The sequence below is a fragment of the Corynebacterium sp. HMSC034H07 genome (genome assembly GCF_001815175.1).
Lineage (GTDB): Bacteria > Actinomycetota > Actinomycetes > Mycobacteriales > Mycobacteriaceae > Corynebacterium > Corynebacterium hiratae.
Window position 1 is genome coordinate 34,375 of sequence record NZ_KV819501.1, and the last position, 24,153, is coordinate 58,527.

Genomic DNA, 24,153 nt, shown 5'->3' on the forward strand with positions numbered 1-24,153 from the left:
GCCTTTGCATGACGCCTCCGGAGAACGACAACCAGCTCCACATCGTCTTCGTGTGCACGGGCAATATTTGCCGCTCACCAATGGCGGAAATCATTACCCGTGATGCCATGGAGACCGATATGCTCGATCTCCTCGCCCGCGTGGACTCCTGCGGCCTCGGCGGCTGGCACGTGGGCCAGGGCGCAGACGAGCGCGCTGTGGCTGAGCTGCGCCGCGGCGGGCACGATGGCGCTGGCCACCAGGCCGCCCAGCTGGGTCCGGAGCACATGGACGCGGACCTGTTCGTGGCCATGGATACCGGCCACCGCGATGCCCTTATCGAGCGCGGCATCCCGAAGGACAAGGTGCGCCTCATGCGCAGTTTCGACCCGAATTCTCCGGAGGACGCCATCGTGGAGGATCCGTTCTACGGCACGGAGGAGGACTTCGCCCGTACCCGCGAAGAGATCGACGCCGCCGTTCCAGGTCTGCTCGAGTGGATTAAGACGAACCACGGCTAGATAATCTTTTGCGGCTACTAGACTGATCATCATGCTCAAGACATTCCTCAAGCCTGGGTGGGTGCTCTTTCTCATCTTCATCGTCGCCTTTTCCTATTTGTCTTTCACGGTGCTCGCACCGTGGCAGCTGAATAAAGACGACCAGATTGTGGAGCGCAACCACCTCATTGAGGAGGCCTATGACGCCGACCCCCAGCCGGTCACCGAAGTCTTTTCCACCGATGGCTCCCTGCGCAAGGAGTGGGAACGCGCGGAGCTGACCGGCCACTACCTTCCGGAGGATGAGGTGCTGCTGCGCCTGCGCCCGGTGGAGTCCGCTCCGGGCTTCCAGTCGCTGGTTCCCTTTGAGACCGACTCCGGCGAGACTTTCCTGGTCAACCGCGGCTGGGTACCCACGGATGAGGGCAATTCCGTTCCCCACATCGATCCGGCCCCCTCGGAGAAGGTGACCATCGTGGGCATGGCGCGCTACAACGAGCGCGAGCACACCTCCGCCCCCATTGAGGAGCAGGGCTACACACAGGTCTACTCCATCAATACGGAGCAGATCGCAGAGCTTGTCGACGTCCCCCTCGCCCACGACTACCTCCAACTCTCCCCCGATCAGCCAGGTGAGCTGCATGCGCTGCCGGTGCCGAAGCTGGACCGCGGCAACCACCTGTCCTATGGCTACCAGTGGATCGCCTTCGGCGTGATGGCACCGCTGGGCTTTGCGTATTTCGTGTGGTCCGAGATTCGCGAGCGCCGCCGCGCCCGTGAGGAAGAGGCCCTGATGGCGGAGGCGACTGCGGCGGCTATTGGCACCGGTGCCGGCTCCCCCGATACGACCGCGGCCACTGAGGCCTTAGAGCTTGACCACGAGGAGACCTCCAACAAGCACCCTGATGCTACGAAGCCTGCTGCCCCGCCTTCGACGCCAGCAACTACCTCGCAGCCTTCGCGCCGCTCCCGCTCGCGCTATGGCTCTGCCAAGCCGGACTTCTACGAGAAGATCCGTGAGCGCGGTCAGGAGCGCTACTAGCCTCGACCCCCAAAGGGGACGATCATGAACGCGATTGCGTGGACGCGAGAAGCGACCGAAACCGAGATTGCCGACAGTATTCTTGAAGCCGCTGGCTGCACCGCTGAGAACTGCGTTCCCAACTGGGACGAAGACATGCCAGAAGCAGTGTGGCCAATCAACGGTAGTGAAGAAGAATGTCTCCGAATCGGCAAGCAGGCAAACGGACTCTACTGTGTCAGGATCTTCTCCATGAGATTCTATCCAGGGCACTGCCAAGGCATCTACGGTGACGAATATCGCAAAGAAAACGTCGCACTCAACCAAATCGAAGAAACAATCTTCCAAGCGCTCAAAGAAACCAACCGGATCAATCTCCGCGAGTGGCCAGGCGAACACTAAGACAAACGGTGCGAAGCAGGATCGACATTCCCTACTAGAGCAAAGAGCATCTTTCGCCCAAGCGCAAAGCCTTCCTTCTCATTCACGCCCGACGCTGCTAAATATGGGTCAATGCGGATACCGATGCACCTTCCTGTGCTCGAACCAGGCCCAAATCAAAGAAGCCAAGAACAACAGTGGCGTAACCCATGCCAGACGATGCCACCAATGTGCTCCAAAGTATGATTCATCAGCACTTAATCCTGCTAGATAATTGATTACAAGCGTTGCGATGAACAGCACTACAACGACAGTAACGCTCCACCAGTAGGCTGTGCTTTTCTGTTTACGCATCAATGTCACCTTCAGCTTGCACTGAAAATGTCGAACTCAGCGCGAACAATGCCGTAGCGCTCACGCACGCCAGCCCTTTTTTGAACATGATGACCCCTTTTCCAGATTTCCAAGATGCCCGGCTCATCACCGGCTTACCTCAAACCTATGACTAATGAAAAATGCAGTCAATAACCATTTGCCAACAATGATTATTCATCTGCATAAACACTGGTCATGCTTTTGTGGCCTAAGTCATTTTCGTAAGTATTAGTTCCACTTGTACATGGAGCACCGTTACGCATCCGTTCATTCGTAGAGGGGAGCGAATATCGGATTGGGGCGAGTGGTGCCCTTTTGAGGTATACCCCAACCGAACACTCCACGGGCATTGCCGGCCAAATCATCGGCTACGCCCGCATCAGCACTACCGACCAAACCCCGAACGCCAACACACCCAACCCAAAGCAGACGGAGGAGTCCGCATATACACCGACCACCAAAGCGGCCTTCACCCTAGGGCACCCGCGGCGCGGCCCTCCGAGCACGACGAAACCCCTCTCCGACTTAACGGAAAGGGGTTTCATTTGGTGCGGCCTGAGGGGATCGAACCCCCGACCTACTGGGTGTAAACCAGTTGCTCTTCCAGCTGAGCTAAAGCCGCAGTGCACTTGGTGTGCTCGACCAAGATTAGCCCATGGGCACCCGCAGCAACAAATCGGGGTGTAACTAGTCGCTGCGAATGCCGCGCGAGCAGGTACATCCTGCGATTATTTCTTAGGGCTTCTTGGTGTAGCCACGGGCCACGAGGCAGGAACCCTGCCACTCGCCGAGGCGCTCGGCCTTGGTCTGCACCAGACCGGCCAATTGTGCAGATTCGGAGATCTCGCCCGGCTCCAAGTTGCCTGGCTTTCCAGCTCCTGGGGTCAGCAGCCAGATGCGGCCGGAATCGCCCAAGGGACGGGTGGCATCCACCAGCCCATCGACCAAGTCGCCGTCCTCCGCGCGCCACCACAGCAGCACAAGGTCGCACAACTCGTCGGTCTCTTCCTCGAGGAAGTCCTCCCCCAACACGTCCTCGATGGACTCAGAAATCGTGGAGTCACAGTCTTCGTCCCAACCAAGTTCTAGGGCAATCTGGCCCTCCTCGATGCCGAGCTTGGCTGCAAATCCCGTCACTCGTTGAGTTCCTTCCGATGAAGTAGTTGATGTCATGCAGAGTATTTTAACGGCTACGGTGCACTTTTTCGCGTCAAACCTCCCCCGTTCCTCCCCGGAGGTGGACATTTTCCCCCATAAAACCACCCGTGGGGGCCTCCGAGTGACCCACCGCGAAAGGGGCGCGTATCCTAGAGCAAGATCTGTGTACTACGACCCAGGAGGATTTAATGGCCGACTTGGACGCCCACAACGGCGACTCCAACTTTCCCATCGTTCGCGATGGCGTGGCAGCATACCTGCATGACTCCGACCCCGAGGAGACCCGCGAGTGGATGGACTCCCTCGACGGTCTTCTAGATTCTTCCGATCCGGAGCGCGCCCGCTACCTCATGCTGCGCCTTCTTGAGCGCGCTACCGCCAAGCGCGTGCCGTTGCCGTCGCTGACGTCCTCGGATTTTGTTAACACCATCCCTACCTCCCTGGAGCCGGAGTTCCCGGGCGATGAGGAGTTGGAGAAGCGCTACCGCCGCTGGATCCGCTGGAACGCGGCCATCATGGTGCACCGCGCACAGCGCCCGGGCATCGGCGTCGGTGGCCACATCTCCACCTACGCAGGCGCTGCCCCGCTGTATGAGGTGGGCCTGAACCACTTCTTCAAGGGCAAGGATGATCCCTCCGGCGGCGACCAGGTCTTCTTCCAGGGCCACGCCTCCCCGGGTGTCTACGCCCGCGCCTTCATGGAGGGCCGCCTGAGCGAGGAAGACCTCGATGGCTTCCGCCAGGAGCACTCCCGCGGCGAGGGCAATGGTCTGCCGTCCTACCCGCACCCACGCCTGATGCCGGACTTCTGGGAGTTCCCCACCGTGTCCATGGGACTGGGCCCCATCAACGCCATCTACCAGGCACGCTTCAATAAGTACCTGGAGACCCGCGGCATCAAGGACACCTCCAAGCAGCATGTCTGGGCCTTCCTCGGCGACGGCGAGATGGATGAGCCGGAGTCCCGTGGTCTGCTGCAGATGGCTTCCCTCTATGAGCTGGATAACCTGACCTTCGTGGTGAACTGTAACCTGCAGCGTCTCGATGGTCCGGTGCGCGGTAACACCCAGATCATTCAGGAGCTGGAGTCCTTCTTCCGCGGTGCCGGCTGGTCCGTCATCAAGATTGTCTGGGGCCGCGGCTGGGACAAGCTGCTGGAAGCCGACAAGGACGGCGCCCTGGTCAACATCATGAACACCACGTCTGATGGTGACTACCAGACCTTCAAGGCTAACGACGGCGCCTACGTGCGCGAGCACTTCTTCGGCCGCGATGAGCGCACGCTCAAGCTGGTGGAGGACATGTCCGATGATGAGATTTGGGCACTGCGCCGCGGTGGCCACGACTACCGCAAGATCTACGCCGCATACGACAAGGCGTTGAGCTACGCGGGCACCGGCCGCCCGACGGTCATCCTGGCCCACACCATTAAGGGCTACGGCTTGGGCCACAACTTCGAGGGCCGCAACGCTACCCACCAGATGAAGAAGCTGACGCTGGAGGATCTGAAGCTCTTCCGCGACAAGCAGGGCATCCCGATCAGCGACGAGCAGCTCGAGGCCGATCCGTACCTGCCGCCGTACTACCACCCGGGCAAGGATGCTCCGGAGATCAAGTACATGCTGGAGCGTCGTAAAGAGCTGGGCGGCTTCCTGCCGGAGCGCCGTGAGAACTTCGAGACGCTGACCACCCCGGATCTGTCCAAGCTGCGCTCGGTGCGCAAGGGTTCCGGCAAGCAGGACGTCGCCACCACCATGGCGCTGGTGCGTACCTTCAAGGAGCTCATGCGCGACAAGGAGCTGGGCAAGCGCGTCGTGCCGATCATTCCGGATGAGGCCCGTACCTTCGGTATGGACTCCTGGTTCCCAACTCTCAAGATCTGGAACCCGCGTGGCCAGAATTACGTCCCGGTGGACCACGACCTCATGCTCTCCTACCGCGAGGCCACGGATGGTCAGATTCTGCACGAGGGCATTTCCGAGGCCGGTGCCGCAGCCTCCTTCACCGCGGCTGCTACCTCCTACGCCACCCAGGGCGAGGCGATGATTCCGCTGTACATCTTCTACTCGATGTTCGGTTTCCAGCGCACCGGCGATGCCTTCTGGGCTGCTGCCGACCAGCTGGGCCGCGGCTTCATCATCGGCGCTACCGCCGGCCGGACCACCCTGACCGGCGAGGGCCTGCAGCACATGGACGGCCACTCCCCGATCTTGGCGTCGACCAACCCGGCCGTGGAGGTCTACGACCCGGCCTTCGGCTACGAGATCGCTCACCTGGTTCCGCGCGGTATTGAGCGCATGTACGGCGAGGACAACGAGCCGATCATGTACTACATCACCGTGTACAACGAGCCGGTCAAGCAGCCTGCTGAGCCGGAGAACCTCGACGTCGAGGGCCTGCACAAGGGCATCTACCACTACAACACCGCCGAGTCCGGCTCCATCCCAGCCAACATCCTGGCCTCCGGTGTGGGCATGTACGAGGCCCTGCGCGCCCAGGAGATCCTGGCTGAGGACTTCGATGTCAAGGCTTCGCTGTTCTCCGTCACCTCGTGGGTCAAGCTGGCTCGCGACGGCGCTGCCCGTAACCAGGAAGCACTGCGCAAGGGTGTTGAGCCGACCGAAGCATTCGCTACCTCTCAGCTCAAGGGCTTCGAGGGACCGTTCGTCGGTGTCTCCGACTTCGCTACGGACCTGCAGGAGCAGATTCGCCCCTACGTCCCGGGCGACTACATCGTCCTGGGCGCAGATGGCTTCGGATTCTCCGATACCCGCGAAGGCGCTCGCCGCTACTTCAACATCGACGCCGAGTCCATCGTCGTCGCCGTTCTCGAGGGCCTGGCCCGCGAGGGCAAGGTGGAGCGCAGCACCGTCGAGAAGGCAGCTCGCGAGCTGAAGCTCGACGACCCGACCGCCACCATCTCTACGTCCTCCGACGAGGACTAAGGCTTAGGGCTTAACAGCCCCAAGCCCTCCAGCCCCTTCTGCCCCACCTCGGGCAGGAGGGGCATTCTTCTTACCTAAACCGAGGGGCGGCAACTGTCGTTGTTGCCAAAGTTCTGGCCAGATCTTGAATCAGAGGCTCTAACTTTGGCAGAACGGGCAGTTCTGCCACCACAGGAGGCTCAGCCACCGCCAACAAAAGGCCCTGCCGCCGTCGACAAAGGACTTAGTCGGCATGAGCGCGGCTTAGTCGCCATCGAGCACGCGATCGAGGACCCGGCCCAAGGCCTTGGAGACCTCGCTGGGCTCTTCCAAGATGACCATGTGGCCAGCACCGTCGACGACGGTCAGGGTGGAGCCCGGCCAGTGGCGGGCAATCACCTCCGATTGGCGGTGCGGGGTCACGATGTCATGCTGGCCCACCACGATTTCGCCCGGCACGCTGCGCAGCCGGGCCGTTGCGCCGAACTCAGAGTGCTCCACCAAGTCATCGAAGAAGCCCGCATAGCTCGACATCGGCGTATCCAGCAGCATCGCCACGTGGAATTGCAGCTTGTCCATTTGTGGGAAGCCCTGCAGCAGCGCCGCGAAAGCCGGGGCGATGACAGCCGCTACCTCAAAGCGCACCCGGTTGAGCCGACGGGGCAGCTTCAAGCACGCGCGGTAGACCGCGCCGAGGGTCTTCGATTCCAAGATGCGAGCCACGCCTGCGGCGGCAAAGCGCTGCATAGAGGTGGCCACCAGCGCCATCCCCTCAACGCGGTCAAAGATCTGGCGCGGTGCGCGGCGCAGCAGGTTAAGCGCAATCATTCCGCCCATCGAGTGCCCAAGCAGCACCAACGGCCCCTCGGCGGCACGCTCAGCGATGACGGCCAGCACATCGTCGGCCGCGCCCCGAACCGTGCACTGCGCGGGGGCGACGTGGGTGGATTGGCCGTGGCCGCGAACGTCGACAAGCAGGCAGCGCACCGTGGGATAGTTGCGGCGCACGTCGTTGACCTGGGAATAGAAGCTCTCAGCAGACAGGCAATAGCCGTGGATGAAGACCGCGGTGACCTCCGCGTCCTCCGGGCCCACCTCGTACCACGCCACGCGCACGCCGTCGTTGTCGACGAAGCCCGAGTCACTCACCCCAGTCAGGCCCGGTTCAGTCGTGAGATCATGCAGCTCATTGTGGACGGCGTGCTCGATGGCGCGCATGCGGGGGCGAACCCGGCGCGACCAGCTGCGCGCGACGGCGGAGGAACGTGCTCGAATAACCATGACATTTCAATACTAGACTGGGCCCCATGGCTAATGACCTTTCAGCGCAACTCCAAGCCCGCTTCGGTTCCGCGCCGGCCGAAGAGCAGGATTCTGCACCCACCGGCGACGCCTATTGCGAGCTCACCCGCCTCATCACGAAGGTGACCGGCGTGGAGGAAGGACTAGAGCGCGAAGCAAAGCTGGAGGACCTGGGGGTTGAATCGCTCGAGCGCATCGAATTAGCCGTGCGCCTCGAGGAAGCCTGCGGGGTCCGCCTGAATGAAGAAACCATGCTCTCCGTCACCACGGTGGGCGAACTTGCTGATTATGTGGAGGAACACTCGTGATTTCCTATCTTTCGGACATGGACGGCGTGCTGATCAAGGAAGGAGAGATGATTCCCGGCGCGGATAAATTCATCCAAGCGCTGAAGGACAACAACATCGAGTACATGGTGCTGACCAATAACTCGATGTCCACTCCGCGGGACCTGTCAGCACGCCTTCAGAACACAGGACTGGATATCCCGGCCGAGCGTATCTGGACCTCGGCGACGGCCACGGCGGCCTTCCTCTCCAACCAGGCAGGGCTGTCCACGGCTTATGTCGTGGGCGAGTCCGGCCTGACCACCGCGCTGCACGAGGCCGGCTGGATCCTCAACGACCGAGAAGCGGACTTCGTGGTCTTGGGCGAGACCCGCACCTATTCTTTTGAAGCCATCACCACGGCCATCAATCTCATCCGCAACGGAGCGCGTTTCATTGCCACCAACCCGGACGTCACGGGCCCCGCGCCGCAGGGCGTGCTTCCGGCCACGGGCGCTGTCGCGACACTCATCACCGCGGCGACCAACCGCGAGCCCTACTACGTGGGCAAGCCGAACCCGGTCATGATGCGCAGCGCCTTAAACAACATCGGCGCACACTCGGAAAACACCGTCATGATCGGTGACCGCATGGATACCGACGTCAAGTCAGGCCTCGAGGCGGGCATGCGCAGCATCCTGGTGCGCTCAGGTATCAGCGATGACCGCATCATCGAGCGCTATCCTTTCCGCCCGACGCGAATCATTGACTCCGTGGCGGACCTGCCGGAGCGCATCTTCGATCCCTTCGCGGACTAGGCCTTCACCGACTTAGACGGCGCGCTTGACGACGCCCCGAAAACCGTACTCCCCCGCCAGCATCTCCACCGCGCAGCCCAGCGCTTCCAATTCGCTGGGCGTTCCGGTGAGCACTTGCTGGCAACCGATTCCGGTGCAGCCTGCGTTGTCGGCTTTTATGCCGACAACGTCCCACAGCGGGTCCCGGCGCCAGCGGGTGCACCACTGGGCGGTCAGCGGGTCATCGCCGGGGACGATGAATTCGCTTTCGCTGCGAATACAGCGCGCCATGGCGCGCTCGATGGCCGGGCGCAGGCTGCGCGGCATGCCCGAGATCTGCAGCACGGCGGTGCAGACCTCACCGCAGGCGCGGTTGGGCCACGTATCCGCTGGGCTGCCAAGTGGGCTGGCTGAAGGGGCCGGCTCGGTTGCACCGGCTACCTGCGGGTGAACGCGTTGATTCACTCCTTAAACTCCTTTGACGTGCGAGTGATGGCACGCCGGCATGCGCCGACGCAAGACGAGCTTCGTCTTCCCCTACGAACTAGTCTTCATCACGCCACTCGCGCCGAGGCGCGAACACCGATTGGTGTGGCCACGGTATGTGGCCACTCGGTGCGTCATTGTGTGCCCACGATTTTCCCCTGCCACTTAGGCCACAACAACCCTCAACCTGCACTTAAGCCCCCACTGCCTCAATATCAGGTTGAGACTTTCGCCCGGAAATTCACCCCATTAACCACATTCGCCACATGAGGGCTCACGAGCATCATGTGCGCGCGGTCGCCACAGGTGCCCCACTACCCCCGTTGTGGCGCCTGTCGGTGCGCCGCTACGCCATCCAAGTTCTTCACCGCGGCTATGGCTAGCGCGCCTGGCACTCCTCCCAGATCGCCGTATTGGTCTCGGCCCACAGCGGCTTGCACCAGTCTCCGAAGTCGCGGTCCGTGAGCGCCACCATCGCCCACTCACCGGCCACCCACAGGTAGGTTCCGCTCATGCCGAAATGCCCCACGGCATCGGCTGGCAAGCCGCCCATCCATTGCTTCTTTTCGCCATGGATTTCAAAGCCCAACCCCCACGTGCAGTCCTTGAAGCTGCCGTAGCCCGGCACAATCCCGCGCAGCCCGGGGAACTGGACGCTGCGCATGTCTTCCACGGTGGAGGAATCCAGCAAACGCGGCGCGTACACCTCGGCGGCAAAGGCGGCTAGGTCCTCCACACTAGAAACCAAGCCGTGCCCGGCCGAGCCTTCCAGGGTGGTGGCCTGCATACCCAGCGGAGCGCACACGCCTTCCGCAAGGTAGTCAACAAAAGGAATCTCGGTTGCAGACTCGACTACCTCGGCGGCCCACTCATAGCCCGCCGAGGAGTAGATACGGCGCTCGCCCACCGGTTTTTGAGGCTCGCGTGTATCAAAGCCCACCCCCGAGGCATGGGCCAACAGGTGGCGCAGCGTGGAGCCTTCAGGACCGGCAGGCTGATCCAGCTCCACAGCGCCCTCCTCCACTGCCACCATCACCTCATAGGCGGCCACCAGCTTGGTCACGGAGGCTACTGGGAAGCGGCGGGAGACATCACCGACCTGTTCTACTACCTCACCGCGGTGCAGCAAGGCACCGGCAACGGTATCGACGGGCCAGGACTCAAGAGAAGAAAAAGCGCTCATGCGCTCCAGCTTAACGAGGATCGCGCTCGCAGCCTACGCCATCACCATCGCGGTCAAACTTGGAACGGAAGCCCGGGTCACTCGGGTAGATGGGGCGGCCCAGCGCGTTCCACACATCGGCGCAGCGAGAGTAGTAGGCCGGAGCCGGTGCCGGCTTCGGTGCGGGGGCAGGTGCAGGCGCAGGGGCGGGAGCCGGCGCAGGAGCCGGTTCCGGAGCTGGCTGCGGTGCGGGCGCGGGGGCCGGAGCAGGGGCCGGAGCAGGTGCCGGTGCGGGCTCCTGTGCCTTCGGCGAAGGAATCACGCCCGGCAGCGGGTTCGGGATGATTCCCTGCTGCACGGCCCAGAACACGCCGCCGGCGATGGCCGCGAGAAGCGCTGCGCTAATGCCCAGGCCCAAGGCAATCCTTTCGCCCTGGGAAGACTGCTCGAATTCGGCGTCATCTTCCTCCTGGTTGGAGGAGCCAGTGCCTTCGGTGGAGGAGCCCAGCTCCTTGCTGGAGGATTCAACGTCCAGCTCCGAAGACAGGCCGGACTCGAGGTCGCCCGTATCAGACGGAGAGGAAACCGCGGTGGGGGCCTCCTCGTAGGATGCGCCGGTCTCCGCTTGAGCGGGGACGACAACGGACAGGGAGAGAGAAACAGAGACAGAGGCGGCGAGAACCGCGCGAGAGAACTTCTTCATAGGCATAAGTTATAGCCCGTAACTCACCCCGCAAGAAATTGCTCCACCCCAAGGGGTAAAGCACACGTGAAGCCACGGAAAACCACACCTGACCGGCGGGCGAATTCTCTGTCCCCGAGTTGCGACACCGCCTCAGCAGAGAAACCGTAGAGCCATGCGCCGCTCTCTGACTCGTCGCCGCCTCCTCCACGCCTCTGGATTAGCCACAGCCACCGCCGCCTCCCTCGTCGCCTCTTCAGCATCGGCAGCCGATCCCACGTCCACCTCCTCCCTCGGGCTAGTAGAGCCGCCCGCGGGCACGCTGCCCTTCGTGCACGGAGTGGCATCCGGCGATCCGATTCCGGATTCAGTCATCCTCTGGACGCGCATCACGCCCACCGAGGAGGCACTGCCGGGCAGCGGCGTAGGCCCTTCGGTCACCGTGGAGTGGGAGGTGGCAGCGGATGGGGAGATGAGGGACGTCGTCAAGCGCGGCACTGTGGTTGCCTCCGCAAGCCGTGACCATACTGTCCACGTGGACCCGCACGGCCTGCAGCCGGACACCGAATATTTTTATCGCTTCCTCGTCGATGGTGTCTCCTCCCCCATCGGGCGGACCAAGACCGCACCCGCGGCCACCGCCTCGCCGGAGCAGCTCACGTTTGGGGTCGCCTCCTGCGCGAATTGGGAGTCGGGCTTCTTCAGTGCTTACGCGGACATCGCCCGGCGCGCGCACTCCGGGCAGCTGGATTACATGGTGTTCTTAGGCGATTACATCTACGAGTACGCCGCCGGCGAATACTCCGGGTTTGGGCCGGTGCGCCTGCACCACCCCGCGCACGAGATCACCACGCTGGCGGATTACCGCACGCGCTACGGGCGCTACCGCACCGACCCCGACCTGCAGGCAGCGCATGCCGCTCTGCCGTGGATCGTGGTGTGGGATGACCATGAAACAGCCAACGATAACTGGGCCGGCGGCGCGGAGAACCACGACCCCGCTACGGAAGGAAGCTGGCAGGAACGACAAACGGCGGCCATGCGCGCCTACTTCGAGTGGATGCCCGTGCGCGCCACCGCGCCTTCCGAGGACGGGCATCTGTACCGCTCACTGACCTTCGGCGATTTGGCGGAGCTGACCATGATGGACCTGCGCACCTACCGCGACCAGCAGACGCCGTGGAACCCAGTGGCGTTTATGAAAGAGGGCCGGAGCATGCTGGGCTCGGAGCAGTATGACTGGCTGCTGGGAAAGATTGAGACCTCGCAGGCCACGTGGAATCTGCTGGGGAATTCGGTGATGTTTGCCCCGCTGAATCTGGTGTCACTGCAGGAGAATTCGCTGACCGCACAGGTGGCTGCCGCCCTGACGAAGAACATCACGGGGATTCCCGTCAACGGGGACCAGTGGGATGGTTACTCCGCAGAACGCCGCGCGCTTATCGACGCCCTCCGCGCCTCCCCTGCCCACGCCCTGTTCCTCACCGGCGATATCCACACCGAATGGGCGCATACGATTAGCAAGGACGAGGAGGTGGTTGCCGCGGAGATGGTGTGCGGGTCCGTGTCGGCACCCAATATCAACGAGGCGCTCAACCTACGCGCGGGCAATACTGTCTCCCGCCTCGCCGAACAGGTATTACGCCAGGCCAACCCGCAGTGCCACCACGTCGAGCTGGATAGCCACGGCTATTGCTTCGTCACGCTGAGCCGCGAGGAAGCCCAGATGCACTGGCTGCGCGTGGATGATGTACTCAGGCCGGGTTCCCCCGTGAGGCAGGCGCATGCGCTGACCTATAGGCCGGGCGCGGGAGTTGTGAGCTAGCTTGCTTGCGTTAACGATCGGTGGCGATGGGCCGATACATAAGGTGTAGCGCATTACGCCGCTGCACTTCCCTATCACTCATATCTCTCGTGCGCCCTCTCCAAGCGTCTCTCTCACCTCTCTCTGTGCAGCGCCTCTCTACCCCCTTCGGGTCTACATCTCGGCGGAAGGCTCCGAGGCCCCTTCAGTAGCGGTAGCCTGTGCGCCCTCGGTGGGCGCAGGAGTTTCGGAGACCCCTTCCTCCGCTGGTGTTTGGGTTGTCGGTTCCCCTGGATTCACAGGTGCGAAGGTGGCCTCACTGTCCGGGGTGCTATCAGTGACTGTGCCCTGCACGCTTTCCACCGGCTCCTCGGGCGTCGAGACATAGGAAGGCTCGTCCTGCGGCGCGGTTTGTGGCGTTGGCGAAGGTTCGGAGGGCTGAGTGGACTCGGACGTTGTCTCTGATTGTCCCATCCAGCGCGAGGGTGATAGCCACCCGGCATTCTCCACTCCGTCTGGGTTGGCGGACGCTAACAGCAGCACACTGATCGCGCCGAGCCCGGCGATAAGCCCTGTAGTGGAGCGGCGCACGCGCCCGCCAAGCGTCCAGAAGGAGTCCCACTTGTTCTCCGGCTTATCCGCGCGCCAGATACCGCGGCCGTAATCATCCTCTTCCTCGTCGTCGGGTTCGGCCGAATAGGCCGGGCGCCCTGGGCCGTCATCCTTGCTGTCTTGCGCTTCGGCGGCCGCGTCAGCGACAGCGTCGGCGGCCACAGCCTCCGTCTCGGATGCCGAGCTCTCTTGTCTCGACTCGGTGTTAGCGCCTGCCGCCGGCATGACGGTAGTGGGGGCATCGGCATCCACCGCGCCGCCCAGCACCTCCAGTACCTCACCCGCGACGTTTTCAGCGTTAGGCAGCTTGTACAGGTCCCAGAAGGAAGACAGCAGCGCCGAGCGGATCGCGCGCTCCACCGCCCACTGGCGTGCGGGGTTGACCTGCACCAAGACGCGGTACTTCACCTGCCATGGCTGGCCGGCCACCGTGGGAGCAACCAACCCAGTAGCGGGCAGAACGTCGAGCTCACCAGCCACGTCCGCGCGGATGTCCGGGGTATCGATGGCGCGTTGTGAAATCTTCTCTACCTGTTCGGTCAGATCCTGCACGGAATCGCCCTCATGGACCGGGATGGCAATATCCACCACCGCGCGCGACCACTCTTGCGAGTAATTTGTGACCACGCCCGCCGAACCGTTCGGCACCATGACAACTTCACCGGTCGGCGTACGCACCGTCGTTGTGCGCAAGGTCAGCGATACGACGGTGCCCTCCACGCCGGTCACGCCGTCGAAGCTGACATAGTCACCCACACCGAACTGCTTTTCCGAGAGGATAAAGAAACCGGCGAGGAAATCACCGATGATCGACTGTGCGCCGAAACCGACGGCAGCCGAGACCACGGTTGCCGGGATGGCCGCGCCCAGGGGAGGCACTCCAACGTTGGCCAGCGCCGCCAACACGAGCAGGAAGTACGCCACCGCCTGTGCCACATAGACCAGCGCGCCGGCCAGCGCCAAGCGCGCCTTGGTGGACTCTTGGTTTTCATCGAGGCGGGACTCAATGACCCGCACCGCCAAGCGGCCGATGCGCGGGATGAGAATCGCCAACAACAGCATTCCTAGCAGTGGCAAACCATGGTCAACGAAGGCCTGCCAAATGGCGAAAAAGTAATACTTCAGCATTGCGCCAAGCCTAGTCCTACAGCCTGACAGAACCCTTGGAATCTCAAGCGCGGTGGATGAGATAGTAGTTCGGAGTGGGCTTCCACGTGTAGCCAGCAGGGATGATGTCCTTGCCGTAGGCGCTGAATGCCTTAGTCGTCCACAGCGGAATCGCCGGCATCTTCTCCAGCAACAGCTCCTGGGCCTGCAAGTAGTACTCCTGGGCCTCCTCCCGGTCCTTCGCCTGGCCTACCTTCTTCAGCAACTCGTCGTATTCGGTGCTGCGAAAACCTGACTCGTTTTCTGAGGAATAGGAGGCAAACAGCGGCACCAGGAAGGTCGACTCATCCGGAAATTCCGCCTGCCAAATCGTCCTGAAAGCACCGGTAATGTGCCGCGCTGTGACCTCTCGACGCAATTCCTTCAAGGTCCCAAATTCCTTGCTTTCGGCGAGCACACCGAGGGTATCCGTCACCTGCTGAGCCACCGCATCGACCCACGTCTTGTGGCCGCCATCGGCGTTAAACGCGATGCTGAACGTCCCCTTAAAGGGGTCTAGCTTCTCCGCCTGTTCCCACAGCTCGCGGGCTCTATCCGGCTGGTAGGTCAGCACGTCAGCACCTTCCGGCGCAGGCGGTGGGGAGCCGAAGAGCGGCGCTACGAAGCTGTTGGCCGGAGTCACTCGGTCGTGGAAGATGTCCCGCGCAATCTTTTCTCGGTCTACCGCCATGGACAGGGCCCGGCGGCGCAGGCGGCCAGCCTCGCCGCGGAAATTGGCATCGTTGGCGGGAATGGTGATCTCCATGATCGAACCGCCAGGCTTAGTAAGGGCCCGCGCGCCGAGCTCCTTTTCGAAGCTTCCGAGCTTCTCCGCCGGGATGCGCGTCAGCACGTCCAGCCGGCCCGCCACAAGATCCTCGTAGGCCTGCTCCTCCGAGGCGTACACGACGAACTTAATGCCCTCATTCTGCGGGTGTCGCGGCCCTTTATAACGCGGGTTCGGCACGAGGGTCAACGCCTTCTCACGTTCCCACGAGGCCAACAGGTATGGCCCGCTGCCAATCGGGTCCGTGCCGCGCTCACTCAGCTTGTCCTGATCCGCAGAGCGCATGGGGAAAAAGACGGAATAACCCAAGCGTTCAATGAAGCCCGCCGTGGGGCGCGAGAGCTCAATGCGGAAGGACTTCTCCCCCGTCACCGTCAGCCCGCGCATCTCCTTCCTGCCTTCATTGAAACCGAGAATCGGCGCAAAGTGATGTGCGGAAAGCAGGGACTGGCGCACTGCCGTATTCCACGTATCGACGAAGTCCTGCGCGCTGACCTTCGAGCCATCGGAGAACACCGCGTCTTCACGAATCTGCACGTCAAACGTGGTGTCATCAACCTGCGTGACGGATTCCGCCATGTCGTAATGGGCGCCGCCGTCCTTATCCAGGTACATCAGGCCCGAGTACACCAGGTTGATGATGGTTTGGCCTGGCACGTCGTTGGAATCGGCCGGGATGAGGGAGCGCTGCGGCTCCGAGATATCGGTAGTAATGAGATTCATTCCCGAGGTATCCATGCGCTCCGGTTCCGTTCCGCAACCCGCCAGCGTGGGGGCCGCAACGCCCGACACCGCCAGCGCCGCGAGCATGCCCAGAAAAGAACGCCTCGACGTCACGCGTCCATCACCTCACTTTCATCACTAGATTAAAGCATTTCTCAGGTTCTAATCATCTCTTTTTTCATATCGGCGCATGAGTCTTTCCACCAATTCATCGGTGAGCTGATCATCGGCCAAGATGCGATCCAAAAGCTCGCGCGGCGTTGGCCCCTCAGCGCTCTGTTCCTCGTAGGAGTCACCGCTTAGGTCCACACCGAAGTCGGAGGACTCCGCTTCCGCAACGGCCGGCTCCATCATCTCCGACATCTCTGCGACTTCCTCGTTGAAGGAGTCGAGGAATTCGGAGGCATCGATGGCGGCTTCCGCACGGCGCTTGCCGGCTCGGACTTCGCGCTCGATGCGGCGTTGCAGGGCCTTTTCCATCTGGTTGTGGCGCCAGGAGCGAAGCTTCGTGGGCTCTAGACGACGCCCCACGGCACGCCCCTTGCTTTCCGCCTTGCGCGCCATGACCATGACGTAAGCCGCGGTGTCATTGACCGGCGCCCATTCCTGGCGAGCGGGTACGCGCCAGCCCGCCCAGATGCCCAGCATGGTGAGGACAAAGGACACAACCGGCCCGAGAATAACCCCCCACGCCAAGTAGCCGGCCGAGTCTGCGCCCAAGACCACCAGCGCGCAGGCCACCGCGGGGATCACGGTGGGGGTGTTATCACCAAAGACCGCGGGCTCGCGCCCCATGGCGATGTCACGGATCATGGAGCCGCCCGTAGCCGTGAACACACCCATCATGATGCAGGGAATCAGGGGCAGGCCATACGCGATGGCTTTGAGCGCGCCTGTCGACGCCCACAGGGCCGAGACCACCGCATCACCATGCGACTGCACGTAGTCCCACGTTTTGCCCTTGAAGTAGACGAAGCGGGCGATGATGGCGCCAGTAAACGCCAGGTAGAGATACTCCGGCTGGCTCATTGCGGCGACGGTGCCGCGGTTAATGAGCACGTCACGGATCATGCCGCCGCCGAGGGAAGAGAACATCGCGATGAAGAAGAAACCCACGATGTCATAGCCGCGCTGCCGGGCCATGGTGCCACCGATGATGCCCATGAGGAGGACACCTATGATGTCGGACCAGTAGTACAGCGACTCGATCAACGGGTCCATCTCGACAACGCTCATGGTGGTCATCGTATCGGGTGCTAAGCAATCTCTCGCATTGAGGAGCTATTCCTTGCAATGCGCCGCCTAGCTGGCGGACCGCTAAGGCTCAGAAAATGAGCTAATGCATGTAGAGCTCGTTGTAGGCTTTCTCAATCCAAATGACATAAAACACTTCCCCGTCTTTCCAGCCCGCGAAAGGAAGATTCCCTTTGTGACGGTAAACCCGGAATTTCTCCACATCCTGAAATTGCCGCGGAATCTGAGGCTTGATAGCGCTTGCCGGAATAAACTCTGAGCCGAGTCCGTGCCTGGGATGCTGTGCCAGCTCTTTCCATGAAAGCACTGACCGCTTGTGCCACTTTTCCAGAAACTCTGCGCGCATTGAATCATCTAGTTCTTCGAAGCCCCACCCCTGCTGCAGGAATCGCGTTGACAGGAGCGGATAGTCAGCCCGCGAGCTACGAAGAGCATCCACGACGCTTGAATCTGGGGCGCTCCTCACCCCTCTGGTTGGCCTACTCCCCCGTCGTTTACTTTTCGTGCCCACAGCTAGCAGAAGTAGTTCTTCAGATCGGCATCAGTTATTTCTAACCCGCGTTTGCCCTCCACGAAGTTCTTTTTCCACGGCGACTCGGTGTGGGTTTTATTCCGCAGAGCCCATGCAGAGTAGGGGCCATACTTATCCCATACCTCAATCAAGTCCTGCTCAACGTCGCGGTAATCATCCCAGTCGAAATCATCCGAGACGAACTCATCGGGGTCTATAGGAAGCTTTCCGTAGTGCTTAACGTCATGGTAGACGTCCACGACTACTGGACCATGAGCCCAGGCTTCCATTCGTTCAGGAAAAAGCGGCAGGCCGTCGGAGGAGCGCATATGCAGCCCTTTGGCGTAGTAGAGAAGCTTTTGAAGTTTGAGCTGCGTAATGTCAGCATCATCAGTTTCATCAGCCCACGCTACAAACCATTCGGCGATTTGCCGCGCCGTAAATTGCTCCATGCTTGCCCTCCTTCCACTTCCCGCTAAGAGTACAACAGGCCCAAGACATGTGAACATCTCAATGTTGGATCGATCGCGAAACACCTGCTTAAAGGAGAGCATAGAAGCTCTGAATTGTGGGGCCACCGGGGCTCGAACCCGGGACCAACGGATTATGAGTCCGTAGCTCTAACCGACTGAGCTATAGCCCCGCGTATTCCCTACCCACGCAACCCACACCAGCGCGCAGCCGGTGCGCCACGTACGGCAGCGAATCCGCTCCCAGCAACATTAATCGGCAGGCCCAGAAAACGGCAATTTAGGGCTCGTCCTGGCTGAGATCCTCGCCAAGGTTTGCCTCGTCCAGGTCTCCCGGGCCTGAACTCTGCGCCTGGTCTTCGTCAGCGACCTTCTGCCCCTTCACCGACACAACGACCCCGATAACGTAGGAGGCGATCACCCCGAAAACGCTGAGCCAAAAGAGTATCGAGGACAGGTCTAAGGCCCACCGACCGACAATCTGGGTGAAGGCGGATTTCACGCTCTCGTCGGTATCGCCGTAATCGACCAAAAAGAAGCCGGCCAGGAAGAGGAACACGGTCACAGCAATGAATGCCCACGACTCGCGCCACCCGAAGGCCTTGTACGTTCCGCCCCCTTCATCTTCCTTCGGGGTACGTACGGGGATGAGCCACAAAACTAACAGCGCAAGGACCACGATGCCGCCGGCCGGAAGGGTAAAGAATGCGAGCCATCCGCCGACACCAAATATGACCCGCCCCAAAGCAAAGAACGCCGCGCCTAACAGGCTCATGACAAGCGCCGCGACGGAGCTGATCTGAACGTTCCGATACTTCATGCCAAAAGCCTAGCGTGCATCGCCGCTACTTTCACCTACAAAACTGACGACGCTCAGCCCTAGACCCACTACATACTGGCTTCGGCCTCTGCGTCAGTTACCAGGCCTATTCTTTCTTTTTCATTTTCCTAGCTTGCCTGCGCTCGCGTCTCCGAGCACGTTTTGCTTTGCGGATATCCACTACCCAACGCGGAACAAATGGCCACGGAAGCGGAATCCCGAACGCGCCTGTAAAACCAATGACTCCGATGACGAAAGCTGCCATGATCGGGGCAAGCAGCACCGTTTCGGCGGACTCTGGGAGGTTCATATTTGCGACCAGCCCTGTGGCACCGGCAGCGCCCATGATGAGCGTGCCGTAGGGATAAATGAAGAGCACACCATCACTTTCGGCGCCTTCCGCATCGGCTGAGTCGTACCATCTTTCCGACCTGGGAGTTTTTCGCACGCCCCGGATGTAATAGGTCCAATAAAGAGCCATGACAATCACTAACCCGAAACATACGAGCAGCTCAGTAGTATCCCCACCCATAGGACGTGGCCTCCTGTGGTTGCTTTTGCGGTACGCAACAAACGCTACCAGCGCCGGCTGGGTTAAGGCATGGGGCGAGAACTCAGCGCCCGAACCTAGGACAGAATTGTCTGATGAAGAATCTGGGAGCTTGTAGTCTCGTGATCATGAGGCTCCTTTCCTTTAGCGTGTCCAACTTCCGCAGCATCCGCGCCACCCAAACGCTCACGCTCTACCACGACTGGCAGCACTCCACCGGCCCGGAAGAAGGCTGGGCGCAGGTTAGCGATCCCATCTCCGTTCTCATCGGCCCCACCGCTTCCGGCAAGAGCAGCATCCTCAACGCCCTCGCTTTCGCCCTGCTCGCCATCGAGTCCTCCGCCACCGCCTGGCTTGCCGACGCCCCACCCAACCAACTCCCCCACGCCCCCTACCGCCTCAACCCCCGCACACAGCGCTTGCCCAGTACTTTTGAGCTGGAGTTCGAACTCAACGGCGTGCGCTACCTCTACGGCTTCCAGTGGAGCTTTACCGGCGTGCATGCCGAATGGCTCAGCCGCGTGCCCTCGACTCGGTGGAGCCCCTGCTTCGTGCGGACCCGCGGCGAGGACGTGCAGTGGACTAAGTCCTTTATGGATGAAGGGGACGTCGCCAAGCTCGGCCCCATCGATGACACCGAGCTGCTCTTGTCCGCTGGCCTGCGCGATGAGCACCCCATCCTCGCCCCGCTGGCCCGCGCCCTGGTGCACGACGTGTCCTACCTGCCGCACGGCCATACCTCCATGAGTACTGCCTCCCGCATCACCACCCTCATCCGTGAGGGCAAGCTGCACCTGCATGAGGCTGCCGCGCTGCTGCGCGCGGCCGATTCGGGAATCCACTCCGTGCGGCTGAACCAGGACCACATCCCCGAGCACGTCTTCCGCCAGATGCGCCCGGTCATTGATGCGCTCAGCCGCAGCGCCGGCAGCATCCCCCGACCAGACGAGTTCCAGGCTTACTCCGATGCGGAGATCGAGTCCCTACTGCACTCCATCATCGTGGAGCACAAAGTTGGTGACTCCTACTACGCGCTGAAGTTGACCGATGAATCCGGGGGCACGCAGAATTGGATGGCCACCGCTCCCCTGGTGTTGGACACGTTGCGCCGCGGTGGGATCCTAGTGGCTGATGAGCTGGATTCCGCCCTGCGCCCAGCGCTGTTGGATTTCATCATCGATGCCTTCCGCGAGCCCAGCATCAACGTCAACGGCGCGCAGCTCATCTTTGCCTCCCACGCCTTCAGCGTGCTTGAGCGCTCCAGCGAACTGGGCCTGCGCCCGGAGAGCTTCTGGTCAGTGGAAAAGACCGATGCCGGCGAATCAGAGCTACACAACCTCAGCGAGACATCCGTGTCACTCGACAACCCCGACGCCACCCACCGCTTCCTTCGCGAGCGCTACGGCACTGCCTCCCGTGCGGCTCTCGATGCGCTGCAGGAGCTTGTTAGGGCTTAAGAGTGCGGGCTATAGCACCACCGACCACTGGAAAGTCTGCGGCTACAAGCGCTGAGCGGATGAAACTAGCGCTGCGCGAGCGCCTGCAAGGCTTCACGCACAGCGCTGGCAAAATTGTCGCAACCCGCTCTCCTCAGCGCATCGTCTAGGCCCTGAAAGCCCTTCCTTTTCTGCCAATACTCCAGCTGCTGACTCGTACATTCAATCACTAAGTTTGGAGCGGAATCGCGAATGAGCATGAGGAATGCATCCGCATTCATTATCTCGTAGCGCTGCTCGCTGGCAGTAATGGTTATATCCTGGGGCGAGTTATCAGTAAGGATGATGTCGGCTTGTGAGGCGAAAGCCGCCGCGTGGACATGGTAGTCATGACGATCCAAACCGTCGAAAGGCATGTCTCCGGGAAAATCATCAATGATTTCCTCCATCACCGCACCGATCTTCTCGACACGGTCCTTGATAATTCTCCCAGGTGCTGTGGGATGTTTCCGCCGCATCGCCCGTACCGTTTCCGCAAGTACGTCTTGAGACGTATAGAACACAAACATGTCTCCAGATAAAATCTGCAGCGCAAAAAGCCAATCTAGGATTGTACGGCTCACTAAAATGTTTGCGTCAACGAATACCTTTTGCGGCATGTTCTCGAGGATAGTAACCGCGTTAGCCCAGTGCAGTTTCTAGCAGTTCTCAATGCACCTAGGACTGTGAAAAGAAACTCTCGTTCTCCTCTTCGAATGCACGCCATTCTTGGAACGCTTTCACGCGTTCCTCAGCGCGCTGGCGCTTCAACTGCAGGACATCCTCACGCTTAAACCGCGTATGTGTTCCGCGCTTGTGGGTAGCTATCCTTCCTTCCTTTGCCCATTTCATGAGCGTTGGACGCGAGATGCCTAACAGCTCGGCAGCTACTGTACTGGTGAGCTCCTCAGGAATGCGAGAGATTGTGACTTCCCCTCGCTGCGCGACAGAAGCCAAGACCTGAGAAATCAATCGCTGAACATCACGCGACAACGGGACTGGGCGCCCGTGCTCATCTGCTACCCGAAAGCTCGCTGCCTCGAGAGTCTGCAGCGACTTCAGCTCTTTGAGAGTAGTTTCTTCGATCATGAGCCGATCGTTGATGAGTGCAGAGGCAGTCATCAGCGCTCCTTTCCCAGCGTGACACTTACACCTGAAACGCCTTTCGCTTACAAGTGAAACTTCCCTCAAGGATAACCAAGTTGCGCACGAATGGCTAGAGGCCACCTCAATGCTCCACATACTGCGCATGTCCGGCACACCTGTCAGAATCAAGGCTTGTCTTTTGAAGCGCGCAGCCTATCACTGCGACCCCAGTCGCCCTCTGCAAAAAGCTCTGGAGCCTACGCGGCTCCAGGCGACAACGTTCCGGTGACCGGATCGTCGTGCGATTAAGTCTAAGCAATACAACGCCAAACCGACAAGGCATTTAGCCGCATGCCGTCATATAAACTAGTTCCGACGCACAAGGAACACACGCCATGACTGAACAGGAACGCCTCGAAGCGCTTGAAGCTCGCGTTAGCGAACTAGAATCCCAGGTAGCCCAGCTGCTGCAGCCCCTCGGTCATGCGCCCTCGCGCCCTAGTCCCGCAGACACACCGCCGCCGGCTAACGTTCATTCTGAAAGGCGCTCACCGGAGGAGAAGATTGCGCTCTTCATGGATTACTTCGCGGGGAGGACAGACGTCTACGCAGTGGCTAAAAATACTGCGGAAAAGAAGGCCTGGTATCCGGCCAGCAATGGCTACTATGACCGAAGAAACCCCGACCTGAAACCCTTAACACCGAAGGTGATCGAAGGGCATTTGCGCCAGGACAACCACTTCCACGTTGGTCTTTACCCACTGTGCACAGATGATAGCTGCCGGCTGTTAGTCTGCGATTTCGACGATGACGACTTCAAGCAAGCCGCCCGCGCCTACTCCGAAGAATGTAAGAACCATGGACTCGATCCACTCATAGAGGTTTCACGCTCTGGGAACGGAGCTCACGTCTGGGTATTCTTCGACGAACCTATTCCTGCCAGCCTCGCCCGTTCCGTGGGCATCGGACTTCTTGCCAAAGCTAGCCCGGATTCCTACTTCTCCAGTTTCGACCGTTTCTTCCCTTCCCAAGACACTCTGCCGGCGAAAGGCCGCGGTTTCGGCAACCTGATTGCCCTCCCATTGGCTGGCCACCATCGATCCGAAGGCACAACGGTCTTCGTCGACAGTGATTTTCAAGCATTGCCTGACCAATTCGAGGCCCTGGCTAGGACGAAGAAATCGGGGCTCGCCGAACTCAAGAGAATCTACGCTGAGCTTCAGCCCGATCCCGAGACATCCCTTCCCCAGGCCCCAACCCGCGCAGAACTAAAGAGGCTCAAGGCTTCTGGGAAAGTCCACGTCACGCACGATTCGCACGTCCACGTCGATTTATCGGGCGTCGACGCCACCACTCGTTCGGCCCTGCGACACCTCGGCGCTATTGCTAACCCGCAGTTCTATATCAAGCAAGCCCAGCGTTTCTCCACCTTCGGAACTCCACGGATCATCGTGCGCTTTGATGAGAAGGACCAGATCCTCACGCTCGACCGCGGCACGCTCGATGACGTCCTCGATATTCTGAAAACCGCAGGATATACCGTCCCCCGCCGCGGCCATACGCCGAAACCACAGCGCATCGATGCATCCTTCGCCGGCGAACTACGCCCCTACCAGCATTCCGCCGTCACACAGATGCTCAAACACAAGTCTGGAATGCTCATTGCTCCTCCCGGCACTGGAAAGACCGTCATGGCCTGTGCAATCATCGCCCAGCGGTCAGTGCCCACCGCAGTTATCGTCCCTTCGAGGGAGCTTGCTACCCAATGGAACAAAGCACTCAAGCAGTTTCTTCCAGATGTCCACGTCGGGCAATACTCCGGCGCTAAGAAGAAGCTCAGCGGCGTGGTAGACATTGTCACAGCGCAGTCCATCAGCCGTAG

The 24,153-nt window shown here is 60.8% G+C and carries 23 protein-coding genes and 2 tRNA genes; 9 read left to right on the forward strand and 16 right to left on the reverse strand.

Annotation, left to right across the window (positions count from 1 at the left end; all coding sequences use genetic code 11):
* The first annotated feature begins 8 nt into the window (after positions 1–8).
* From HMPREF3009_RS02805 to HMPREF3009_RS02815, 3 genes are read left to right on the forward strand one after another with little or no spacing between them, the layout of a single operon-like run.
* A complete protein-coding gene (locus tag HMPREF3009_RS02805) occupies positions 9–500 on the forward strand; it encodes a low molecular weight protein-tyrosine-phosphatase (RefSeq protein ID WP_046647730.1) in 492 nt (163 codons plus the stop codon).
* Positions 501–531: 31 nt separating this feature from the next.
* Positions 532–1,521, forward strand: a complete 990-nt coding sequence (locus HMPREF3009_RS02810) for an SURF1 family cytochrome oxidase biogenesis protein (RefSeq protein WP_070679901.1) — start codon at positions 532–534, stop codon at positions 1,519–1,521.
* 24 nt (positions 1,522–1,545) lie between these two features.
* Entirely contained in the window at positions 1,546–1,902 is a 357-nt protein-coding gene (locus HMPREF3009_RS02815) for a hypothetical protein (RefSeq protein ID WP_070510040.1), read from the forward strand.
* Positions 1,903–2,802: 900 nt separating this feature from the next.
* Here the strand turns inward: HMPREF3009_RS02815 and HMPREF3009_RS02820 are convergent.
* Positions 2,803–2,878 (reverse strand) — tRNA-Val (locus tag HMPREF3009_RS02820).
* A gap of 113 nt (positions 2,879–2,991) precedes the next feature.
* Positions 2,992–3,429, reverse strand: a complete 438-nt coding sequence (locus HMPREF3009_RS02825) for a DUF3052 domain-containing protein (RefSeq protein ID WP_046647091.1) — start codon at positions 3,427–3,429, stop codon at positions 2,992–2,994.
* Positions 3,430–3,602: 173 nt separating this feature from the next.
* Here HMPREF3009_RS02825 and aceE point away from each other — a divergent pair, with 173 nt between their 5' ends.
* Positions 3,603–6,359 carry a pyruvate dehydrogenase (acetyl-transferring), homodimeric type gene (gene aceE / locus HMPREF3009_RS02830; RefSeq protein WP_070510620.1) on the forward strand — a complete coding sequence of 919 codons (2,757 nt, stop codon included), beginning with the start codon at positions 3,603–3,605 and terminating at the stop codon, positions 6,357–6,359.
* A gap of 243 nt (positions 6,360–6,602) precedes the next feature.
* Here aceE and HMPREF3009_RS02835 read toward each other — a convergent pair whose 3' ends face one another.
* Positions 6,603–7,619, reverse strand: coding sequence for an alpha/beta fold hydrolase (locus HMPREF3009_RS02835; RefSeq protein WP_070510622.1), 1,017 nt, complete (start codon positions 7,617–7,619; stop codon positions 6,603–6,605).
* Between the two features lie 26 nt (positions 7,620–7,645).
* Here HMPREF3009_RS02835 and HMPREF3009_RS02840 point away from each other — a divergent pair, with 26 nt between their 5' ends.
* Both HMPREF3009_RS02840 and HMPREF3009_RS02845 read left to right on the forward strand, forming a co-directional pair.
* Positions 7,646–7,948 (forward strand): acyl carrier protein, encoded by a 303-nt coding sequence (locus tag HMPREF3009_RS02840; protein ID WP_070510624.1) that lies wholly within the window; start codon positions 7,646–7,648, stop codon positions 7,946–7,948.
* Positions 7,945–8,724, forward strand: coding sequence for an HAD-IIA family hydrolase (locus tag HMPREF3009_RS02845; RefSeq protein ID WP_070510626.1), 780 nt, complete (start codon positions 7,945–7,947; stop codon positions 8,722–8,724). Before HMPREF3009_RS02840 ends, HMPREF3009_RS02845 begins: the two co-directional genes overlap by 4 nt.
* A 12-nt stretch (positions 8,725–8,736) precedes the next feature.
* Here the strand turns inward: HMPREF3009_RS02845 and HMPREF3009_RS02850 are convergent, their stop codons facing one another.
* The 3 genes from HMPREF3009_RS02850 to HMPREF3009_RS02860 all read right to left on the reverse strand — a co-directional run bounded on the left by HMPREF3009_RS02850 (position 8,737) and on the right by HMPREF3009_RS02860 (position 11,054).
* Complete coding sequence (locus HMPREF3009_RS02850) at positions 8,737–9,168, reverse strand: hypothetical protein (RefSeq protein ID WP_070510628.1); 432 nt, start codon at positions 9,166–9,168, stop codon at positions 8,737–8,739.
* A gap of 400 nt (positions 9,169–9,568) precedes the next feature.
* Positions 9,569–10,372 (reverse strand): serine hydrolase domain-containing protein, encoded by an 804-nt coding sequence (locus HMPREF3009_RS02855; protein ID WP_070679904.1) that lies wholly within the window; start codon positions 10,370–10,372, stop codon positions 9,569–9,571.
* A gap of 10 nt (positions 10,373–10,382) precedes the next feature.
* On the reverse strand, positions 10,383–11,054 hold the full coding sequence (locus tag HMPREF3009_RS02860; protein WP_070510631.1) for an excalibur calcium-binding domain-containing protein: 672 nt from the start codon (positions 11,052–11,054) through the stop codon (positions 10,383–10,385).
* A 154-nt stretch (positions 11,055–11,208) separates the two neighbouring features.
* Between HMPREF3009_RS02860 and HMPREF3009_RS02865 the strand changes: the two genes are divergently transcribed.
* Complete coding sequence (locus HMPREF3009_RS02865; RefSeq protein WP_049156837.1) at positions 11,209–12,858, forward strand: alkaline phosphatase D family protein; 1,650 nt, start codon at positions 11,209–11,211, stop codon at positions 12,856–12,858.
* A gap of 153 nt (positions 12,859–13,011) precedes the next feature.
* Here the strand turns inward: HMPREF3009_RS02865 and HMPREF3009_RS02870 are convergent, their stop codons facing one another.
* From HMPREF3009_RS02870 to HMPREF3009_RS02905, 8 genes are all read right to left on the reverse strand, one after another.
* A complete protein-coding gene (locus tag HMPREF3009_RS02870) occupies positions 13,012–14,577 on the reverse strand; it encodes a mechanosensitive ion channel family protein (RefSeq protein ID WP_049156835.1) in 1,566 nt (521 codons plus the stop codon).
* A gap of 43 nt (positions 14,578–14,620) precedes the next feature.
* A complete protein-coding gene (locus HMPREF3009_RS02875; RefSeq protein ID WP_232745382.1) occupies positions 14,621–16,219 on the reverse strand; it encodes a peptide ABC transporter substrate-binding protein in 1,599 nt (532 codons plus the stop codon).
* 48 nt (positions 16,220–16,267) lie between these two features.
* On the reverse strand, positions 16,268–17,341 hold the full coding sequence (locus tag HMPREF3009_RS02880; protein WP_046647250.1) for a trimeric intracellular cation channel family protein: 1,074 nt from the start codon (positions 17,339–17,341) through the stop codon (positions 16,268–16,270).
* A 100-nt stretch (positions 17,342–17,441) separates the two neighbouring features.
* Positions 17,442–17,798 carry a hypothetical protein gene (locus HMPREF3009_RS02885; RefSeq protein ID WP_070510638.1) on the reverse strand — a complete coding sequence of 119 codons (357 nt, stop codon included), beginning with the start codon at positions 17,796–17,798 and terminating at the stop codon, positions 17,442–17,444.
* A gap of 74 nt (positions 17,799–17,872) precedes the next feature.
* A complete protein-coding gene (locus HMPREF3009_RS02890; RefSeq protein ID WP_070517348.1) occupies positions 17,873–18,322 on the reverse strand; it encodes a Panacea domain-containing protein in 450 nt (149 codons plus the stop codon).
* Between the two features lie 117 nt (positions 18,323–18,439).
* Positions 18,440–18,513: transfer RNA gene (locus tag HMPREF3009_RS02895), tRNA-Ile, on the reverse strand.
* 107 nt (positions 18,514–18,620) lie between these two features.
* Positions 18,621–19,160: a hypothetical protein gene (locus tag HMPREF3009_RS02900; protein WP_070545525.1), complete on the reverse strand. Its 540-nt coding sequence runs from the start codon at positions 19,158–19,160 to the stop codon at positions 18,621–18,623.
* Between the two features lie 106 nt (positions 19,161–19,266).
* Entirely contained in the window at positions 19,267–19,641 is a 375-nt protein-coding gene (locus tag HMPREF3009_RS02905; RefSeq protein ID WP_230308877.1) for a hypothetical protein, read from the reverse strand.
* A gap of 197 nt (positions 19,642–19,838) precedes the next feature.
* Here HMPREF3009_RS02905 and HMPREF3009_RS02910 point away from each other — a divergent pair, with 197 nt between their 5' ends.
* Positions 19,839–21,167 (forward strand): AAA family ATPase, encoded by a 1,329-nt coding sequence (locus tag HMPREF3009_RS02910; RefSeq protein ID WP_070545545.1) that lies wholly within the window; start codon positions 19,839–19,841, stop codon positions 21,165–21,167.
* A 65-nt stretch (positions 21,168–21,232) separates the two neighbouring features.
* Here HMPREF3009_RS02910 and HMPREF3009_RS02915 read toward each other — a convergent pair whose 3' ends face one another.
* Together HMPREF3009_RS02915 and HMPREF3009_RS02920 are read right to left on the reverse strand one after the other, a co-directional pair.
* Entirely contained in the window at positions 21,233–21,805 is a 573-nt protein-coding gene (locus HMPREF3009_RS02915; RefSeq protein WP_070510646.1) for a PIN domain-containing protein, read from the reverse strand.
* A gap of 58 nt (positions 21,806–21,863) precedes the next feature.
* Positions 21,864–22,307 (reverse strand): helix-turn-helix domain-containing protein, encoded by a 444-nt coding sequence (locus HMPREF3009_RS02920; RefSeq protein WP_070510649.1) that lies wholly within the window; start codon positions 22,305–22,307, stop codon positions 21,864–21,866.
* A 359-nt stretch (positions 22,308–22,666) separates the two neighbouring features.
* Here HMPREF3009_RS02920 and HMPREF3009_RS13525 point away from each other — a divergent pair.
* A partial coding sequence (locus HMPREF3009_RS13525) for a TOTE conflict system archaeo-eukaryotic primase domain-containing protein (RefSeq protein WP_198531104.1) occupies positions 22,667–24,153 on the forward strand: 1,487 nt, incomplete at its 3' end.

Coding starts and splice junctions, on each gene's coding strand:
- HMPREF3009_RS02805 (WP_046647730.1), top strand. CDS start 9: ATGACGCCTCCGGAGAACGACAACCAGCTCCACATCGTCTTCGTGTGC.
- HMPREF3009_RS02810 (WP_070679901.1), top strand. CDS start 532: ATGCTCAAGACATTCCTCAAGCCTGGGTGGGTGCTCTTTCTCATCTTC.
- HMPREF3009_RS02815 (WP_070510040.1), top strand. CDS start 1,546: ATGAACGCGATTGCGTGGACGCGAGAAGCGACCGAAACCGAGATTGCC.
- HMPREF3009_RS02825 (WP_046647091.1), bottom strand. CDS start 3,429: ATGACATCAACTACTTCATCGGAAGGAACTCAACGAGTGACGGGATTT.
- aceE (WP_070510620.1), top strand. CDS start 3,603: ATGGCCGACTTGGACGCCCACAACGGCGACTCCAACTTTCCCATCGTT.
- HMPREF3009_RS02835 (WP_070510622.1), bottom strand. CDS start 7,619: ATGGTTATTCGAGCACGTTCCTCCGCCGTCGCGCGCAGCTGGTCGCGC.
- HMPREF3009_RS02840 (WP_070510624.1), top strand. CDS start 7,646: ATGGCTAATGACCTTTCAGCGCAACTCCAAGCCCGCTTCGGTTCCGCG.
- HMPREF3009_RS02855 (WP_070679904.1), bottom strand. CDS start 10,372: ATGAGCGCTTTTTCTTCTCTTGAGTCCTGGCCCGTCGATACCGTTGCC.
- HMPREF3009_RS02860 (WP_070510631.1), bottom strand. CDS start 11,054: ATGAAGAAGTTCTCTCGCGCGGTTCTCGCCGCCTCTGTCTCTGTTTCT.
- HMPREF3009_RS02865 (WP_049156837.1), top strand. CDS start 11,209: ATGCGCCGCTCTCTGACTCGTCGCCGCCTCCTCCACGCCTCTGGATTA.
- HMPREF3009_RS02870 (WP_049156835.1), bottom strand. CDS start 14,577: ATGCTGAAGTATTACTTTTTCGCCATTTGGCAGGCCTTCGTTGACCAT.
- HMPREF3009_RS02880 (WP_046647250.1), bottom strand. CDS start 17,341: ATGAGCGTTGTCGAGATGGACCCGTTGATCGAGTCGCTGTACTACTGG.
- HMPREF3009_RS02890 (WP_070517348.1), bottom strand. CDS start 18,322: ATGGAGCAATTTACGGCGCGGCAAATCGCCGAATGGTTTGTAGCGTGG.
- HMPREF3009_RS02900 (WP_070545525.1), bottom strand. CDS start 19,160: ATGAAGTATCGGAACGTTCAGATCAGCTCCGTCGCGGCGCTTGTCATG.
- HMPREF3009_RS02905 (WP_230308877.1), bottom strand. CDS start 19,641: ATGGCTCTTTATTGGACCTATTACATCCGGGGCGTGCGAAAAACTCCC.
- HMPREF3009_RS02910 (WP_070545545.1), top strand. CDS start 19,839: ATGAGGCTCCTTTCCTTTAGCGTGTCCAACTTCCGCAGCATCCGCGCC.
- HMPREF3009_RS02915 (WP_070510646.1), bottom strand. CDS start 21,805: ATGCCGCAAAAGGTATTCGTTGACGCAAACATTTTAGTGAGCCGTACA.
- HMPREF3009_RS02920 (WP_070510649.1), bottom strand. CDS start 22,307: ATGACTGCCTCTGCACTCATCAACGATCGGCTCATGATCGAAGAAACT.